This is a genomic window from Scytonema hofmannii PCC 7110 (genome assembly GCF_000346485.2).
GTDB classification, from domain to species: Bacteria; Cyanobacteriota; Cyanobacteriia; order Cyanobacteriales; family Nostocaceae; genus Scytonema; species Scytonema hofmannii.
The window spans coordinates 6,659,386-6,678,569 of record NZ_KQ976354.1; the positions used below are offsets into that span (position 1 = coordinate 6,659,386).

Annotated in this window: 10 protein-coding genes; 5 read left to right on the plus strand and 5 right to left on the minus strand. The window is 43.4% G+C overall.

Annotated features, from left to right (window positions below; translation table 11 throughout):
• Positions 1-11 precede the first annotated feature (11 nt).
• Positions 12-1,295 carry a glycosyltransferase gene (locus WA1_RS27710; protein WP_017745661.1) on the plus strand — a complete coding sequence of 428 codons (1,284 nt, stop codon included), beginning with the start codon at positions 12-14 and terminating at the stop codon, positions 1,293-1,295.
• Between the two features lie 105 nt (positions 1,296-1,400).
• On the opposite strand, the gene WA1_RS27715 is transcribed toward WA1_RS27710, so the two are convergent.
• Positions 1,401-2,354: a nucleotidyl transferase AbiEii/AbiGii toxin family protein gene (locus tag WA1_RS27715; protein ID WP_017745662.1), complete on the minus strand. Its 954-nt coding sequence runs from the start codon at positions 2,352-2,354 to the stop codon at positions 1,401-1,403.
• Positions 2,351-3,076 (minus strand): DUF6088 family protein, encoded by a 726-nt coding sequence (locus tag WA1_RS27720; protein ID WP_017745663.1) that lies wholly within the window; start codon positions 3,074-3,076, stop codon positions 2,351-2,353. Before WA1_RS27720 ends, WA1_RS27715 begins: the two co-directional genes overlap by 4 nt.
• Before the next feature lie 272 nt (positions 3,077-3,348).
• On the opposite strand from WA1_RS27720, the gene WA1_RS27725 reads away from it, so the two are divergent.
• Positions 3,349-3,648 (plus strand): hypothetical protein, encoded by a 300-nt coding sequence (locus tag WA1_RS27725; protein WP_017745664.1) that lies wholly within the window; start codon positions 3,349-3,351, stop codon positions 3,646-3,648.
• 193 nt (positions 3,649-3,841) lie between these two features.
• On the plus strand, positions 3,842-4,450 hold the full coding sequence (locus WA1_RS27730; RefSeq protein WP_017745665.1) for a hypothetical protein: 609 nt from the start codon (positions 3,842-3,844) through the stop codon (positions 4,448-4,450).
• Positions 4,451-4,528: 78 nt separating this feature from the next.
• Here the strand turns inward: WA1_RS27730 and WA1_RS27735 are convergent, their stop codons facing one another.
• The 3 genes from WA1_RS27735 to glgP form a co-directional block, all read right to left on the minus strand.
• A complete protein-coding gene (locus WA1_RS27735; RefSeq protein ID WP_017745666.1) occupies positions 4,529-5,911 on the minus strand; it encodes an IS110 family RNA-guided transposase in 1,383 nt (460 codons plus the stop codon).
• A 446-nt stretch (positions 5,912-6,357) separates the two neighbouring features.
• Positions 6,358-7,746 carry a cytochrome P450 gene (locus WA1_RS27740; RefSeq protein WP_017745667.1) on the minus strand — a complete coding sequence of 463 codons (1,389 nt, stop codon included), beginning with the start codon at positions 7,744-7,746 and terminating at the stop codon, positions 6,358-6,360.
• A 179-nt stretch (positions 7,747-7,925) separates the two neighbouring features.
• A complete protein-coding gene (gene glgP, locus WA1_RS27745; RefSeq protein WP_017745668.1) occupies positions 7,926-10,139 on the minus strand; it encodes an alpha-glucan family phosphorylase in 2,214 nt (737 codons plus the stop codon).
• A 1,598-nt stretch (positions 10,140-11,737) separates the two neighbouring features.
• Here glgP and WA1_RS27760 point away from each other — a divergent pair.
• Complete coding sequence (locus WA1_RS27760; RefSeq protein ID WP_033335872.1) at positions 11,738-12,427, plus strand: DUF6875 domain-containing protein; 690 nt, start codon at positions 11,738-11,740, stop codon at positions 12,425-12,427.
• Positions 12,428-13,173: 746 nt separating this feature from the next.
• The gene (locus WA1_RS27765) at positions 13,174-19,083 is read left to right on the plus strand and encodes a non-ribosomal peptide synthetase (RefSeq protein WP_017745672.1); all 5,910 of its coding nucleotides are present in this window, start codon (positions 13,174-13,176) and stop codon (positions 19,081-19,083) included.
• The last annotated feature ends 101 nt before the right edge of the window (positions 19,084-19,184 follow it).

Below are 19,184 nucleotides of genomic sequence, written 5' to 3' on the forward strand. Positions count from 1 at the left end.
AAAAAGCGCATATGGCTCATATTGGTATTGTCTGCCCTTCAGAAACTGGTCATCTCAATCCCATGCTTGGATTAGGGAGAGAACTTCAAAAGCGCGGTCATGATGTTACTGTCTTTCAGCTTCTTGATACCCAACAAAAGGTGGTCTCATCTGGACTAAAATGTCATGTCATTGGACAGTCTGAATTCCCAATAGGTTCAATGCTCCAACGCGCTGCTACGCTAGGGAAACTTAGTGGGATTGCTGGGGTACGTTACACAATCGAATTTGGAAAACGAGAAGTTGCAATGACTCTGCGGGAATTACCAGATACCATTAAAGCAGCAGATATAGACATACTATTAATCGATCAGGCTAGACGCGAGGTTGGATCTGTTGCAGAGTTTCTAGATATTCCATTTATAAGCGTATGCAATGCCTTAATTTTTAATGTAGAAAGTAAGATACCCCCTGGTTTTACAACCTGGAGTTATAATCCGTCATGGTGGGCATCTGTACGTAACCAAGTAGGCTACTCGTTGATTAAGCGCTTAGCACAACCAATATTGGCTCTAGTAAACGATTATCGTCAGCAGTGGAAATTGTCTCCGCATACTAGTGCTAATGATGCCTACTCTAAACTGGCGCAAATCAGTCAACAACCTGCTGAGTTTGAATTTCCCAGACAACATTTGCCTCCGTGCTTTCATTTCACAGGTCCTTTTGTTGACTCAGCCAGTCGAGAACCTGTGTATTTCCCTTTTGAAAAGTTAACTGGGCAACCGCTGATTTACGCTTCTATGGGAACTTTGCAAAATCGTCAGAAAGAGATTTTCCAATATGTTGCAAAAGCTTGTGTAGGATTGGATGCTCAGTTAATCATTTCTCTAGGTGGTGGAAATACTCCCGAATCTATGCCAAAGCTTCCAGGCGCACCCTTGATTGTCGGATATGCGCCCCAATTGGAACTGCTCAAGAAAGCAACTCTCACTATTACTCACGGAGGTCTGAATACTGTTCTTGAATCTTTAAGCAATGGAGTGCCAATGGTTACAATACCTGTTACCAATGACCAACCCGGCGTCGCAGCACGTTTAGCTTGGACTGGTGCTGGAGAAATGCTGCCCTTGTCTCGCTTAAGTATTCCTAAACTGCGAGATGCTGTTCAACGAGTGCTAACGGAAGATTCTTACGGAAAGCAAGCAGTGCGTTTACAAGAAGCAATTCGCCGAGCAGGCGGTCTGAGGCGTGCTGCTGATATTATCGAAAAGGTTGTATCCACAGGTAAACCAGTCTTAGGAACTATGGGCGGGTGATGGCTACGTTAACCGTACTAAATTTCTTAGAGGATTTGGTGATACTTTGTACTTAAAATACCGTTTGGTCTGATGATTAGTGCTTGTTTTCTACTTCAAAGTATGTCAAAGCAGGTCACGAAGTCCTTCAAAGTATGATTCAATTTGATCCCATGTTGGATATTCTGCATAACAGAGAGTACTACATTGCTTATTGTATTCTTTAATAAGCATTTGCCGAAGTTCACCTGTGGGGAAAAGAGCTTCACTCTTGGAAAACTTTATATCTTCAGGAGGAGAATAATTTGGGAAATGCTGTTGACTAATGTTATGGCAATCTTGTCTAATTTCGCTGTATTCTTCACTATTAAGCATTTTCTGAACTTCGTTTTTTTGGGCTAGCTGGAAAAGATCGTAGTAATGTCTAGCACTCGTTCCTATTGGTTCCTGCTGTTTTTTGTAACTTACAACTTTAGAATCTATAGCGAATAACTTTTCTACAAAAGTTCTCCGGAAATGCAATAATTGCATGGGAAATGGCAATTCATCTTCAGCTTCAAGAGTTTCACCAATTTCTTGTAAAAATTTGGCTATGTAAGAAGATAACAAAATATTTTCTTGAGGATAAATCCCGCTACGTGTTCCTATTTCTAGGAATATACGGTTAGAAATAGCGCTATTACCTGAAAATTGTTGGACATAGTTAAAAAAACTATGGCGGTAGACTCCCTTCTTGTACTTCTTATCCTTAAACGTTAAACCTGGATGTTGGCTCACTGAATTCTCTAATGCCGTTAGCTCCCAATCAACTTTCGTATTACTAAGACGTGGGTTGAATGCATCGCGATTCAAAAACAGGTCGATGTCTTCTGAAAACCTTTCTATCAACTTCCATCCTTTAGCAAGACTAGTTCCGCCTTTGAAAATGACTTGAGTTGGGTACAGAAGCGCAACAATTCTTAGCACTTCTGTGACGTAGTAGTCTTTCTCAATGAACTGTGCAGTTAAACCAGGTCGAGCAAAGTAGTTTTCAGCAGCTTTGACAGCATCTTGAAAATCAGAGTGCTCAAAAAGTCTCACTTAGCTTGCCACTCCTTTGCATAGCGAAGATTTCTCAGTTTGCCAAAATCAAACCGAGATGTCGGTTTCAATCCTTGTCGAAGCTTCTCTAAACTAGCGCGACTTTTCCCAATTTCCTGTCCGATCGCACCTAACATGGCTCGAACTCGCGGAGGTTCTGTATCTGCTACTTCTAAAAGTCTCTCAAAGCATGAGTCTTCTCGGAAATAATTAAGTAGTCGTTGCTTTGTTTCCCTAGCAGACAACTCGCTCAATTCTCCTTTGCACCTCAAGAAATCTAGCAAGGATGCTTCAGTGTCAGATAACTCATTCCAAGTCGATGGTCTACGAGTGTGAAGCCGAGCACGAGAGCCAATGATTTTTCTAGGAGCACTGTTAGCAGATGTAGCAAATTCCCCGTGTACTGAGTTTTGAGTTGTAAATCCCAATAGATTAGCTGCACTGACTCCTGCAGGGTGTAAGTTCATTAACAAATGACGTTCTCTTGCCAGTTTTTGAATCTCGCTGTGACATGGGTGACTGCGACCAAACCTCGTCATCCGTGGACGGTAGTAGAGACCTTTACTGACTCGTTCTAAGGTTCCCTCTTTTACCATTCGCGAGAGTGTTTTGCTTACCGCAGTAGCAGGAAGTGACGAGAAGTCGGCATACATCCAATATCCTTCTTCGCGGGTCTCTATTGTCTTGCGGATATATTTTGCAACATTTTTAGGCTTTTCCATTTGCCTGCTAGTAAGACTTAGACTCAATTCTATTGTGTTTTATCTTCTCTAATGTGTCAAGTTTTTTTGCGAAAAAACTTGACATAATTCATTGGCGCGTAAGTTAGGTTTTAACGATAATTGAGGTGTTAGAACCCCGTTTCTTAAAGAAACCTATTAACGCTGCATCCATTTCGAGGAGTTGATATTCTTACCGCTACGCAGTTTTTAGAAATTTTATCAGACGGGGGAAATGAACTGTGCTGTTAAACCAGGTCGAGCAAAGTAGTTAAATGAACGATAATGTTTTGATATTTTTAAAGAAACTTTACAGCTCTGCCTTTTCGGATTTCGAGAACATGTATGTGGTGGGGAGCACCTCCAGAAGACTGCTCCATGTCGGCGTGGATGCTAGCCAGCCTCCGATGGAGCCTGTGAATTCCATCCTGGACATCGATATCGTTGCCGGGCCGATCACCGCTCGTCCCGATACGGTATTCCTGCGGGATATTGCGGAGAAGCTGCTCTCGCTCGAACTTCCCGGAACTCGACCTGATAAGAAAACTTTAGGACTTACGCACTGTACAAATTGACAATCATATGCATCAACGGATAATGGTCGTTTCCGACTTGTAGGGGCGCAATGCCTTGCGCCCCTACGCTGGGTGATGTTGGTTCTCATTCGTTCAAAATCAAACGTTGAGGCGCTAAAAATGCCTACATTATATATTACAGTTTCTGTCAATGCGTAAGTCCTAAACTTCTAAAATCAAGGAATCTGAAAATTTGGCACGCATCGCCACGCAAACTTCATTCCAAGAAGGCTACTCCTTGGAATTTGAGGTCAAGTTATACCGAGAAATTTCTGATGCTGATCGTAATAAGCCGACGACCTTGATGCGGAGAAAGGTGCTCATCAAGGAAGATTTCAGCGCCAACACCCTTGCAGCTCTTTCGAGCGAACCGCTGGACGACTTGTCCGAGAAAGGATTGGTGTTGCTGGATCGCCATGACCAGCCTATCAGAAACCATGTCGCGCTATGCGATGACAAGGCATCGTATTTGGAAACAAACGAATCCCGGTCCTATTTTTTAAGACGTGTCTGCTATGATCTGTCCACCTGTGGTGTGGTCTTGCCTCAACAGGATCGCCAGTGGATGCAATCCGACTTTTTTCCCGCGTTGAAAAGCCGGGAACCGGAGGAGCGCGATTTCGAGTATGGATGTGACATGCTTCTCCGCATGCGGCGGGGACTCGATTTCGCTCCGGCTGTCGAGATGCTGAAAGAAGAGAATTACCTAGTTTGGCTCTTGAATTGCTTACCGGAAGTTCAGGAAGATATCTTTCAAAGCATGGCGCTTGATCGGTTTTCCTTTCCTGCTCTGTTTCATTAATCAAAGCTTATTGACATAAAAATCTCTTACCGTATTTTACTACACTCTTTACACTGCTTGGTTTTCGGACTTTTTCTCCTAAGAAACACACTCAGTCACAGAGGGCGGCGCTACAAGTTCAAAGCCTAGAGATTGAGCCTTTTTCTTGAGTTGGTTCACCATACGTTCGTGATATTTGTGTTCGTAGTAGTCCACTCCGGGATCGGCATACTCACCGCCAGTTGTCCACAGGTGGTAGAAAATTCTTGCCAGTTTATGAGCTGTAGCTGTAATGGCTTTGGGAGTACCGCAACGCGCTCGTAACCGTCGATAGAAAGCGCCCAAGGCAGTGCGACTGTTGCGTAAAGATTGAGCCGCCATCCGGAATGCGTGAGCTGCTCGATTAATCACAGGGCGAGTTTGAGAACTTTTCACCTTACCGCCAGTAATCCGAGAACCAGGACACAGACCAAGCCAAGAAGTAAAATGCTTGACTGTTGGAAAGCGACTTGGATCTAACCCTACCTCAGATAAGATAGCTTGCACCGTTAATACTCCAAAACCATCAATGCGGGTAAAATCGACACCACTAATGCGATAGAGATGGGTACGCAAGTCAAAAGCAGGAGAATTGCCACGGGGCTTTATGCCTCGTTGCTTAGGTTTTGATAGGGGTTTCGCGGACACATCCACTTTAGAATCAAATGCAGCCAGACACTGCTCAATTTTTTCATCACAGCTAGCTATCTGAGACTGATAGACTTCCCACAGGTGCAACTCTTGTTGGAGAATGAACAGTTGCTCGGCACGATAGTCTCCAGTCAAGGCAGCAGCAATCTGCTCAGTACTGCTTTTGATACGACAGTCTTTAAGGCTTGCTAACTTTTGTGGATTATGCTCACCAGCAATAATAGCGCGGATAATTGTTAAACCTGTAGTGCCTGTAATGTCAGTGATAACTCGATGCAACTGTATATTCATTTCCGTCAAAGCTTTCTGCATACGAAGCACATGAGTTGTACTACTACGAATCAAGTTATCTCGTTGGCGGATATAGCTACGCAACACACAAATTTGGTCGTCAGGACGAAATGACCCAGATAATAGACCATAGGTATGCAACTGCTGTAGCCATTGACAATCAAGAACATCACTTTTGCGACCAGGTACAGTTTTGACGTAATGAGCATTTACCAGTTTGACTTCAAAACCTCGTGCCTCCAGAATTTGAAACACTGGTATCCAGTAAACTCCTGTTGATTCCATAGCCACGGTGTTCACGCCACATTTAGCCAGCCAATCAGCTAAAGCATAAAGTTCTGCAGTGAAACATCCAAAACGACGCACACACTGTGTATCACGATCAGCCGGAACGCTCACCCAATGATTATCGGCACCTATATCGATTCCTGCTGCATTCAGGTTGATTTGCTTTAAGCTTTGCAAACTTTCCGTCTGGAGTTGGGGCTTAGTTGGTAGCATCTCTTTTCCCCCTTACACTCGCATTTAATGATTAAGAAAAATATGTGCCCCGATCTAGGTGGATACAATCATTCAATCTCCGCTCACGGGATAGCGACTCACGCCACTTCACCAATGTCTTAATCGCAGCACCTAGAACCAGGCTTACGTTCGGGCGCTTTTAGCACCACTGAAAATTACGGTTTTCTTTTCAGGACACAATATATAGTATAACCCTACTACTTCCACCTCTGTGGCTGAGTGTGTTTCTTTCATGCTTAACGGGGGCAAATCGCACCCGTTAGGGGCTTACGTCGAACTCAGGTCACTTAGCTTGCCACTCCTTTGCAGATCATTGAGGTTCAGAACCCCGGTAACTTCTGCGAAACCGGGGTTCTAATTTCCGCTTATTCGAGTCGGATCGATCGCTGCCTTCATCTCTACCAAAGGACTAATTTTATACCGAACTAGATAGAGGTAGCAGTTTCCAGGACTCTTGGAGTTTGCCGCAATCCTTTCACCACCATTGATACTCCGCCTGATGGTCTTATAAGCGCACCTTGACGTACTGGCTGCACGGATTGATTATCGGCTAGTTCCAGTTGCCACATAGAGAGTACTGTTGCCAGAACTAGTTTCATTTCCATCAAAGCAAATGCCAAACCAATGCACCGACGATTACCCCCTCCAAATGGCAAATACTCGGAGGTAGCGAATTGATGCTCTAGAAAACGCTCTGGCTTAAACTGCTTTGAATCGGGATATAAATCTTCCCGATGATGAGTCAAATAAATACAAGGAATTACCAAAGTACCTGGTTCTAATTGGTAACCCATAATTTCTAGTGGAGATTTAACCACTCGATTTAATGCCAGCACCGCTACTGGATAAAGGCGCAGTGTTTCTGAACAAACAGCATTTAAATAGGGCGATCGCAAGATAGCGTTTGGCTCTGGATTTTCTCCCAAGCTATCAAGTTCTTGCAGCAATTTCTCGCGGACTTGTGGCAACTTGTGAATCCAGTAAAATGCCCAAGCTAAGGAAGTGGCAGTCGTTTCGTGACCTGCTACTAATAGAGTAATTAACTCATCTCGCAATTCTACATCAGTCATTGGCTCACCATTTTCGTCACGAGCCAACATCATTAAAGAGAGAATATCATTGCGGGACGAATCTGGTTGCTCTTTACGCTCCCGAATTTCAGCATAGATGAGTTCGTCTATGTGCTGTATTCGCTGCATCATTTTTGCCCCAGGACTCCACGAACCAAAATCTCTTTGCAGCAAAGGAAAAAGAAAGACAAACGCATTTAATAAAGGGTATTTTGGATTGAGCGTTGCACTCAGTCGCTTCGTTAAATTTTCGTAACGTTCTCCTTCCTGTAATCCGAATACAGCTTTCAAAATCACTTGAAAGGAGATGGCTTGCATGGAAGGTCTTACAGCAAAAGGCTCGCCTACCTTCCATTGACTGGTGACTTGCTTGGTAATATCACTAATCAGCTGGGTATAGACCTGCATTCGTTCTCCGTGAAAGGGAGGCGTCAACAGCTTTCTTTGCCGTTGGTGGGGTTTTCCCTCTAAAGCCAACATGGATTGTCGCCCCAACAAAGGAGATCGGATACCTGCAGGTTCGCCAGAGTCCAAATATTTTGGATCGGTGGTAAAAATCTGCTGAATCGCTTGAGGGTTGCTAATAAAAACCTGTGGTCTAAAAACTGGTCCTAGACAGAGAGTGAAAATATCGCCATAACGTTTTGCACAAGCTTCCATATATTCCAGAGGATTAGTCAGCCACTGGAGTGTTTGAAGCCAGGGGTGGGTCTTGGGACCGTCGGGTAGTTGAAAAACTGACATTTTTGATAACTTCTTAATATTTTGCAACACCAAACGTTACTGCTGCTTTTTTATCCGATGATAGAGAGGGCTGCAAGATGCCCGACTTCTCAAAGAAGTCGGGCATCTAAAATGATTATAGTAAGAAAAGGGCAGGTATAATACCCACCCTGATACTGAACCAGGAAACCGTGAATTTCTTAAAGGAGAACCTTCGCCAAAAGGGGTTGGAAACTTGTGGCAATCTCTGGAACGTAGACCTGTGATACGTAGTCGGCAATCATCCTATCTGTATTGAACAGGGGTGAGTTCGTCTTGATTGATGCTTTCATCATTTGCACCCAGCGGTGAGGGATTCCACTGCTGTCTTGGTCGTAGTATAGAGGTACTATTTCTTCTTCCAAAAGCTTATAAAGCGACTCTGAATCTATACTATCTTGCAAATCCTGATTGCTGGTGTGAGCATCCTCACCAATTGCCCACCCATTTATCCCTTTCCCATTTGCATCTGCTATGTACCCTTCACACCACCAGCCATCTAGTACGCTGCAATTAATGCCTCCGTTAAAGCAAACTTTTTGCCCGCTCGTACCGGATGCTTCTAAAGGGCGACGGGGATTATTCAACCAAACATCAACGCCTTGCACTAGTTTTTGACCAACGTAAATGTCGTAGTCTTCTATAAAGGCAACTCGATGCTGAATGGCTGAATCTCGGCACCATTCCATCAAACGCTGAATAATGCGTTTGCCTTCTTCGTCTGCTGGGTGAGCTTTTCCTGCAAAAATAATTTGCACCGGACGTTGAGCGTTGCCAAAAATCCTAATTGCCCGTTGAGCATCACGCAACAGCAAATGACCTCGTTTATAAGGGCTGAAGCGTCTGGCAAATCCAATTGTCAGTACGTTGGGATCGAGTAGGGTTTCGGTTGCTTGAATTTTGTCGTAATCTTCACCACGCATTTCGCGAGCTTTTTTAATTCTGTAACGGGTGTAGGCAATGAGTCGCTCTTTCAAAACTCTATGTCGCCACCACAGTTCTTCATCGGGAATTTCGTCAACTTTCTCCCACATCTTAGGATCGATCGCACGAGTCTTCCAATCTGCTCCTAAATATTGAGAGTACAATTCTGCTAGTAAGGGCGCAGTCCAAGTGGGAGCATGAACTCCATTGGTAATGTAACCGATAGGAACTTTGTCTTCTGCTCGATCTGGATATAAAATTGTCCACATCTTGCGGGACACTTGACCGTGCAATTCGCTCACACCGTTGGCTGTACGGCACATCCTCAATGCTAGTACAGTCATACCAAAAGGTTCCCAGGGATCGCCTAATCTTCTTGCGCCTAAAGCTAAAAATTGCTCGCGAGAAAGGCGCAACTTGGGCCAGTATTGGGCAAAGAAGGAATCTATTAAGTCAGGTGAGAAAACATCGTGACCGGCGGGAACGGGTGTGTGGGTTGTGAAGACGCAACGGGAACGGACATCGGCTTCTACGTCGTAGAAGGATTTACCCGTGCGCTCCATTTCCTGACGGGCAAATTCTAAAGTACAGAAGGCGGCGTGTCCTTCGTTGAGGTGATGGACAGAAGGTTGAATGCCTAAAGCTGTTAGCGCTTTGACTCCTCCAATCCCTAAAACAACTTCTTGAGCAATCCGGGTTTCCTGGTTACCACCATACAAGTGACCGGTAAGCCATCGGTCTATGGGATCGTTGTCGTGGCGATCGCTATCTAATAAGAAGAGACTCACGCGTCCTACTTGCACTCGCCAAATTTGCAATTTCACCCGACGGTGGCGAATGTCTACATCGATAACGAGCGGTTCCCCTTGCTGATTTCTGATTAATTCCAAGGGCATGCGATGGAAGGGGTTATCTACATAATAGTCTTCTTGCCACCCGTTCCGATTTAGCCTTTGTCGGAAGTAACCCTGGCGATACAGCAAGCCAACGCCGACCATTGGAACACCTAAATCTGATGCTGATTTGAGGTGATCCCCAGCCAGAATTCCCAAACCACCAGAATAGACTGGTAAGGATTCATGAATACCAAATTCGGCGCAGAAGTAGGCTATGGGATTTTCTCTTGTAATTTGTGGTGCTACCCGACTGACCCAAGTGTCTTTTCTGGTCATGTACTCATCAAACTCACTTGCGAGCGCCCCAATCTGTTGTAGGTAAAAGGGGTCTTCCGCTAACTGGGTAAGACGTTCGTATGATGCTGCTTCTAAAATTGCCACTGGATTATGACCGCAGCGTTCCCACTCTTGGGGATCGATAGTTTGGAAGATCGCAATGCGATCGCTCGTCCAACTCCACCAATAGTTGTAAGCTAAATCTGCCAAACGCTTGAGTGGGAATGGTAATTTCTGGCCCAGTACCTGCGCTGCGGTCATTACACTGCTGATATTCATATATTCAACGTTCTCGCTTAGTTATGCTCTCTTTCAGTCCACACCTGCTGCCAAGCAATTGCTCTTACTTGGGTTGTTGTGCTTAAGTCTTCCTCTAGAAACTATCCAAGTAAGCTTTGGAGCGGATGCGTGACTGTTCTTGTTTTTTGAGCTAATCAAGATCATCCTTCTTTTCTGATGATTTTGACAACTTTTTTACATCAAATTAATTGACATTATTTTAAATAACTTTTTTTCTTATTAAGTTTTTCTTTAAGAAGCATATCCAAGAGCTTATCCATAAAACTGAACATAAGTCAATGGCTAATTATCATTTGTCATCCTTAGTTCCCAGGTGGAGCCTGGAAACAACTATTTTTATTCGTTTATGGTGTACGCAATTTGCCCATGGCTACTTAATATGATAAAGTACTCAGTAAATACAAATACAACTTTTTATACTTATTATTCTTGAAATATTTATAATATAAATATTTATATATTTTATATGAATTTTATGAATATAGAACAATACGGTTCAGTTAAGGGTCGCGAGGGGGCAGAAACCCGGTATCTCCAAGATACCGGGTTTCTAAATAACTGCTTAACTGAACTGTATTGGAATATAGAACTTATAGCGGTTCCTAGTCTGCTTAGGTACAAATTTATCTGCGTCCATCCGCGTTCATCTGCGGTTAATTCCTTCCTCCTGTACCTCACGAATGTGGAAATTGCTAAACGCATTGACAAGAAAAACTAAATATGCCATGGAGATTTCAGGCATTAAACCTGAATTTTTCGACACTTTTTAGGAGAGCGCTATTTATCCTATGCGTAAGTCTTAAATCTAAACAAATTAAGAATAAGGCTGTGGAAAAAGCACGCAGTTGTGTGGTTTGAAAACTTCTCATAAAAAGTCAGAGAGATTAACAAGTGTAATTATACGTTTTTTCATAAATTCTTCGCTAAACTTCATCAAAATTTAACTTAAAAGATAGTAGACAGTTTATATCATTAACCTATCAATAAAATTCATAATTTTTCTACGAAATTTATTAGCTATCCGGGGACAGGGCAGAGGGAATCTATACTGAGGGTAATATAAAGTTTTTTGAAAGCCCATAGCCATACCCTCTGACAAGTGTACTTCTACTTTCATCAAAGAGTTAGAGTGGTGAAAGTCTACCAAAAGAGTGAGGTTCCTATTTCTACACTGAAAATTCATAATTTTACTATATGTTATCAGTTGGAACTTTACATTTTTTTTGATAAACCTATTTATTACATGGGGCTTCATTGAGTTAGTCAGATGATTTTGTAAGTAAGAAAATATTTTTCTGAAGAAAAAATCTGATTACTCAAGTTGAAAAAATTCTGCCAAATCCGCCTACAAAGATAATCGGAAAATACGTACATCCTATCTTAGGGTTAGAGGGATTTAAGCAGTCTTAAGGCATCACAAATTGACAGACTGTTTCTTATCTTCTAGCTCTTACACAGATAGAAGTCTATTTCCTATGAGAACTGAGCAAAACTTTTTAGGTTTGTGTATTCACAAATTCGTTTTGCATAGGATTTTTTTTGGTTTTTCAGAAATAAAGTCTAACAAAATAATCACAATGACACTTTACACACCTACAGAAATTAACCAACTCGAACAAGATCTTCCCTATTTCATAGAGATAACGCAGTGGCTAAAAAGTTTTGTGGCAAAACCTCATTCAGAATTAGGTAGACCTGGTGCTGTGTGTCCTTTTGTGCCACCATCTCTAAAGTTTAACAGTATGTGGATGAGAGTTATTCGTGCTCAAGATTTGAATTTGGAACAAATCGAAAACATTATTTTACCCTACTTAGATGTCTTTCTGGAGTTAGAACCAAAGGAGAAACCATCTGCCTTAAACAAAGCAATCTTATTCATCTTTCCTGATATCGAGCTAGAGGATGCTCCCAAAATAATTGATGTTGTTCAAAAAAAACTTAAACTTTTTTTTGTTGATGCAGGACTGATGTTAGGTGAATTTCATAACCTTACTGAAAGCCCAGGTATCCACAACCCAAACTTCCGTCCACTTCGCAGTCCTATTCCCATGTTGGTTATCCGTCCCATGACTGAAGCGGACTTAATTTTTATGCAGAATACAGACGATCTGCACTTACGTATAAGGTATCTCGAAGCTTATTTAAAGCATTATGGTCAAAAAATTAAAGATGAAAATAAGTTAAAGAGCGCTTATCAAGCATTGGCATCAGCCCAAGAACAAGTACAACAAGAGAAATTAGCAAATTTAGATGTTGCTTGTGTGTGAGTAGGTTGCTCTACTCAATAAAACATTGTAAAAATTAGTTACTAACCCTATCCATTAACTCAATCATTGTTTTCATCCATAAACTAGTCTAAACTCCAGTCAATTAGGGACTTCCAAATAAAAAAATGTCCCAAAATTTCTTGTGGTGCGGGCGTCCCCGCCCGCCACTCATGCAGGACCCGCCACTCATGCAGGACCCGCCACTCATGCAGGACGGGCGTCCTCGCCCGTCCCACAATTGGGGATAATTTATTTCTTGGAAATCCCTTAACGCCTACAGAGGCCTCATATGTAACGTCTCTACAAAAATTTTAGGTTTTGCAAATCGCAAAACCCGAACAGTGTTGTTACGGTAGTTCCACGAGAGCTAAATCAAGAAATATTAAGATTTTACATTTATTTCTAGCAAAATCATGTCAATAATTCTGTCTGTGTATGTATATTTAACAAATTGGAATGAGTTTTTTTAATAACTATAATCTTGCTCATAATAATTTTATAATTAAAACTAGTATTTCAACGGTAACTTTACATTTTTTTTGTTATTTATTAAATACGGGTCTTTCCAACTATTAAGAGGACTCAGTTAAAAAGATTCAATATTTTTAAGAGGAAAATAATTACAGTTTATCCTCAAGAAAGTTTCCCAAAGCCCGTACTTAAAAGAAGACAGGGAATCCGGAGAAAAATCCGAGAATCTACCAAATTTTTAAAAACTAAGCTAGTCGTTTCTTAGTGATAAGATTATGATTCCCATTAACCAAAATTTGTCTCTTCAGTCAAATATCCAGTCAGAAAAGCAACTGAATTATTGGAAACAACAATTAGCAGATGCTAGCTTAGTGTTGGAATTACCCACAGACAAACCACGACCTCCAGTGCAAAAACACGAGGTAGCAAAGCAGTCTTTTATCCTTCCTCAAAGTCTGTGGCAAGCGCTGCACGCATTGTCGCAACAAGAGGGTGTGACCGTTTTCTCCACGTTATTAGCAGCTTTCCAAACTCTGCTGTACCGCTATAGCCGCCAAGAAGATATCTTAGTTGGATATCCTGTTATGGCAGACGATCGCCAACGCACGGAGACAAAAGCGAATACTCTGGTCTTGCGTACCAGAATGTCTGGCAATCCCAGTTTTCAGGATTTGTTACAAAAAGTGCGTTTGGTTGTTTTAGAAGCAAGAGCCAACCAAGACTTGCCATTTGAAAAACTTGTAGAAGATCTTCAAATAGAGCGATCGCTCTCGTATCATCCCCTGTTCCAAGTGATGTTTGTCTTGCAGAAAACACCCAAAAAAATATCACAAAGCCCTACTTCCATAGATTTAAATAAGGTGATATACAATTTAGATTTGACCTTGTCAATGGAGGGGACAGAACAAGGACTGCAAGGAGCGTGGGAATATAACATCGATTTGTTTAATGCAGAAACTATTGCTCGAATGAGTGGGCATTTCCAGACATTGCTAGAGCAGATTGTTGCTAACCCACAGCAGCACATCGACGAATTACCATTGCTCACTGCAACTGAGAGACAAAAGTTGCTAGTTGAGTGGAACAATACCCAAGCAGATTATCCTCAACATTGCGTTCACGAATTCTTTGAGGTGCAAGCATCCAAAACACCAGATGCAGTCGCTGTGGTGTTTGAAGACCAGCAATTAACCTACCGAGAGTTGAATAATCGCGCTAACCAATTGGCGCACTACCTAAGAACTCTAGGTGTAAGACCAGATGTACTGGTTGGCATCTGTGTGGAGCGTTCCCTAGAAATGGTCATAGGGTTATTGGGTATTCTCAAAGCAGGCGGTGCTTATGTACCTCTAGACCCAGAGTATCCAAAAGATCGCCTGACCTTCATTTTAGAAGACACCAAAACACCGGTGATGCTCACTCAGGAGAAATTGGTCAACAGCTTACCAGTTTTGGAAGCACAAATTGTGTGTTTGGACTCAGATTGGCAAGCCATTGCCCAACACAGTCAAGAAAACCCTGTTTCTGGAGTGGCAGTTGACGACTTAGTGTATGTCATTTACACCTCTGGTTCCACAGGCAAGCCAAAGGGTGTGATGATTCCTCACCGTGGAATTTGCAATGCACTCTACTGGAGACAAGCAACATTTAAATTAACTGAACAAGATAAAATTCTCCAGACCATTTCTTTAAGCTTTGACCCCTCAGTGTGGCAGATATTTTGGCCCTTATCATTTGGGGGACAGTTGATTGTAGCTCGCCCTGGTGGACATAAAGACACTGCTTATCTAGTTAAAGAAGTTGTCAAACAGCAAATCACTGTACTTGGTTTAGTACCATCTATTATCCAAGCTCTACTAGAGGAAAAAGGATTTAAGAATTGTCAATCCCTGAGACACGCTACCACTGGCGGTGAAGCGTTATCCGTAGAACTCATGGAGCGCTTTTTTGCTTGTTTAAATTTGGATAATGTACTGGTCAATTGCTACGGTCCGACAGAAGCTTCCATTGATGTCACAACCTGGATTTGCCAGAGAGTTAATGACTCTACCATTGCTCCTATTGGTCGTCCCATTACAAATGTACAAGTTTACATATTAGATGATAATTTGCAGCCCGTGCCTGTCGGTCACTCAGGTGAACTGTACATCGGTGGTAGTGGTTTAGCTCGAGGTTATCTCAACCGCCCCAAACTCACAGAAGAAAAGTTTATTCCCAACCCATTTACTAGCGAAGCGGGAGCACGGTTATACAAAACAGGGGATTTGGCGCGTTACTTGCCTGACGGAAATATAGAGTTCCTTGGTCGTATTGACCACCAGGTAAAGATACGTGGCTTCCGCATTGAGTTAGGAGAAATTGAAGCCACCCTAGGTACACATCCGGCGCTGCAACAAACCTTAGTGATGGTGAGAGAAGATGTTCCAGGCGACAAGGGATTGGTGGCATATTTCGTAGCACAACCGGAACAAGTTCCACCCAGCCCAAGGGAATTGCGCGGCTTTTTGCAGGATAAGTTACCCGATTACATGGTACCTGCGGCTTTTGTGATGTTGGATGCTATGCCGTTGAACCCCAATGGCAAAGTAGACCGCCGTGCATTGCCCGTACCAGATGCATCCCATTTTATTGCTGCCAACAATTTTGTCGCACCTCGCACTCCTACGGAAGAGGTCTTAGCTGCGATTTGGATGCAAGTTTTGGGTTTGGAACGGGTTGGTATTCACGACAACTTTTTTGAATTGGGCGGTCATTCACTGCTCGCAACGCAAGTCATTTCTCGGTTACGCCAAACCTTTGGTGCGGAAATTTCAGTACAGCGTTTATTTGAGACACCAACGATTGCGGGGTTAGCAAGTGCTATCTCCACTTTTGAGAACCAGAGTCCTAACCAACATCTGACGATTCCTCGACGGACTAACCGAGACTCAGCCCCGCTCTCCTATGTTCAGCAGCAACTGTGGTTCTTGGCACAGTTAAAGCCAGACAGTGCCGCGTATAACATAGTTGAGGCGATACAGTTGCAAGGCGACCTCAAAGTCGATGTCTTGCAAAAGTCCTTGGATGCGATTGTTGTCCATCATGAAGCACTACGGACTAATTTTATTGCAGAAGATGGCAACCCAGTGCAGGTGATTGGTGAGCCTCGGTCAGTGGAACTCAAGGTGATTGACCTCAAGGATTGTCCGCTGAGCGCTCGCGCAAGCGTTGTAAAGCAGCAGCTACAAGATGAAGCCCATCGTCCGTTCAACCTAGCATCAGATTTAATGCTGCGTGGGTGCTTGTTCGAGCTATCTCCACAAGAGCACGTACTCCTGTTGGTCATGCATCACATCGCCACAGATGGTTGGTCGATGAGCATTTTGTTCGAGCAGTTGACAAGCTTGTACAAAGCATTCACTAATAATTTGCCCAATCCACTGCCAGAGTTGCCCATTCAATTTGCCGACTACGTAGTGTGGCAACACCAATGGCTTGAAGGCGAAGTGCTGGAGAAACAACTGAATTATTGGAAACAGCACTTAGCAAATGCAACGACCGTGCTGGAATTGCCCACAGATAGACAACGACAACCCGTGCAGAGTTTCCGGGGTGCAACGCAATCCTTTGAAATCCCCCAGAGTTTATCGCAAGCGCTGAATGCACTGTCACGCCAAGAAGGTGTGACACTGTTCATGACATTACTCGCAGCATTCCAAATCCTGCTCTACCGCTATACCGGACAACAAGACATTCTAGTTGGTTCTCCCATCGCCGGACGCAATCGCACAGAAGTTGAGAATCTGATTGGATTTTTTGTCAATACCTTGGTGTTACGTACCGATTTGTCTGGTAACCCCAGTTATCTGGAACTGTTGCAAAGGGTAAGAGCAATGGCAATATCTGCTTACGTCAATCAAGATGTGTCATTTGAAAAGCTGGTAGAAGAACTGCAACCAGAGCGCTCGCTCTCGTACAATCCCTTCTTTCAAGTCCTATTTGTCTTGCAGAATGCGCCGAAACAAACATTGGAGTTGTCGGGACTGTCTATAACTCCTTTAAATGTAGATAAGTTAACATCCCAGTTTGATTTAAGCTTGACAGTAGAGCAAACAGAACAGGGTTTGCGTACTGTATGGGAGTACAATACCGATCTGTTTGATGCAGCCACGATTAACCGGATGACTGGGCATTTTCAGACATTGCTGGAGCAGATTGTTGCTCACCCACAGCAGCACATCAACGAATTGCCATTGCTCGGTGCAACTGAGAGACAGCAGTTACTAGTTGAGTGGAACAATACTCAAGCAGATTATCCCCAACATTGCGTTCACGAACTCTTTGAAGTGCAAGCGTCCAAGACTCCAGATGCAGTTGCGTTAGTGTTTGAAGATGAGCAATTAACCTACCAACAGTTGAATCATCGCGCTAACCAATTGGCACACTACCTCAGAACTCTAGGCGTCGGACCGGATGTACTGGTTGGCATCTGTATGGAGCGCTCTTTGGAGATGGTAGTCGGTCTGTTGGGAATTCTCAAAGCAGGAGGAGCTTATGTACCAATTGACCCAGAGTATCCTCAAGAACGTTTAGCTTATATGTTGGCAGATTCCCAGGTACCCGTGCTGCTAACTCAAGAAAAACTCGTCGCCGGACTACCCAACCATCAAGCACGCGTTATTTGTTTGGATGCTGAGTGGGAAAAAATTTCTGGAGAACAAACGATTAATCCAAACAGTGGAGTTCAACCAGAGAACCTAGTCTATGTCATTTATACTTCTGGTTCTACCGGAAAACCAAAAGGTGCAATGAACATCCATCTGGGGGTTTGCAATCGTTTGCTATGGATGCAAGAAGCATATCAACTGACATCCGGAGATAGAGTCTTGCAAAAAACTCCTTTCAGCTTCGATGTTTCTGTTTGGGAATTCTTCTGGACTTTGATAACAGGCGCACGTCTAGTCATGGCCAAACCAGGTGGACATCGAGATGGGAATTACTTAGTTAATCTTGTTGTCAAAGAACAGATTACAACTTTGCATTTTGTTCCCTCAATGCTGCAAGTATTTCTGGAAAGCGAAGGGTTAGAACAATGCAACAGCTTGCATAGGGTTATCTGCAGCGGTGAAGCTTTACCTGTTGACCTCCAAGTAAAATTCTTCGAGCGTCTGGGATGCGAATTGCATAATCTTTACGGTCCGACAGAAGCGGCGATTGATGTGACATTTTGGCAATGCCAAAGACAGAGCCAGCTGAGAACTGTACCGATCGGACGTCCCATTGCCAACACGCAAATTTATCTCCTAGATGAGTCTCTGCAACCAGTTCCTATTGGCGTGGCTGGTGAATTGCATATCGGCGGTATGGGATTAGCCCGAGGCTATCTCAACCGTTCGGAGTTGACGGCTGAAAAATTTATCTCCAACCCCTTTGATAAGGCACAAACCAGCCGCCTATATAAGACAGGAGATTTAGCCCGTTACTTAGTTGATGGTAGTATTGAGTATCTAGGACGGCTCGACAATCAAGTAAAAATACGGGGACTTCGGATTGAGTTAGGAGAAATTGAAGCCACCCTAGGTACATATCCGGCGCTGCGACAAACCTTAGTTATGGTCAGAGATGATGTTCCAGGCGACAAGGGATTGGTGGCATATTTAGTGGCACACCTGCAACAAGTTCCACCCAGCCCAAGTGAATTGCGCGGCTTTTTGCAGGATAAGCTACCCGATTACATGGTACCAGCTGCTTTTGTGATGTTGGATGCTATGCCATTAAACCCCAATGGCAAAGTAGACCGCCGCGCATTGCCCGCACCAGATGCATCCCATTTTAGTGCTTCTAACAATTTTGTTGCACCCCGCACTCCTAACGAAGAGGTCTTAGCCGCAATTTGGGCGCAAGTTTTAGGTTTTGAACAAGTGGGCATTTACAACAACTTCTTTGAATTAGGTGGACATTCGCTGCTCGCAACGCAAGTAATTTCTCGGATCCGCGAAGCTTTCGGTATAGACATTCAGCTACAGTTGCTGTTTCAGACACCAATGATTGCTGATTTAGCTGAGGCAATTGTGCAGATCCAGGCGGAAAACACCGAGGATGACGAAATAAACCGCTTTTTAACTGAGTTGGAAGACTTATCAGATGAGGAAGCACAAAGCCTCCTAGGAGAAGTGATGCAGCAAACTCACTCATTAAAGGCGTAACGGGCTAAGGATTACTCCCTTACCACCTAAAGAAACCTGTTAATGAACCGCAAAGGGCGCACCAGAACGCGGTAGGTAATTTTCTAACGGGAAGGGAGTGG

What these genes read in the sequence shown, in the direction of transcription:
- WA1_RS27710 (WP_017745661.1), top strand. Translation starts at nt 12, where the DNA reads ATGGCTCATATTGGTATTGTCTGCCCTTCAGAAACTGGTCATCTCAAT.
- WA1_RS27720 (WP_017745663.1), bottom strand. Translation starts at nt 3,076, where the DNA reads ATGGAAAAGCCTAAAAATGTTGCAAAATATATCCGCAAGACAATAGAG.
- WA1_RS27725 (WP_017745664.1), top strand. Translation starts at nt 3,349, where the DNA reads ATGAACGATAATGTTTTGATATTTTTAAAGAAACTTTACAGCTCTGCC.
- WA1_RS27735 (WP_017745666.1), bottom strand. Translation starts at nt 5,911, where the DNA reads ATGCTACCAACTAAGCCCCAACTCCAGACGGAAAGTTTGCAAAGCTTA.
- WA1_RS27740 (WP_017745667.1), bottom strand. Translation starts at nt 7,746, where the DNA reads ATGTCAGTTTTTCAACTACCCGACGGTCCCAAGACCCACCCCTGGCTT.
- glgP (WP_017745668.1), bottom strand. Translation starts at nt 10,139, where the DNA reads ATGAATATCAGCAGTGTAATGACCGCAGCGCAGGTACTGGGCCAGAAA.
- WA1_RS27760 (WP_033335872.1), top strand. Translation starts at nt 11,738, where the DNA reads ATGACACTTTACACACCTACAGAAATTAACCAACTCGAACAAGATCTT.
- WA1_RS27765 (WP_017745672.1), top strand. Translation starts at nt 13,174, where the DNA reads ATGATTCCCATTAACCAAAATTTGTCTCTTCAGTCAAATATCCAGTCA.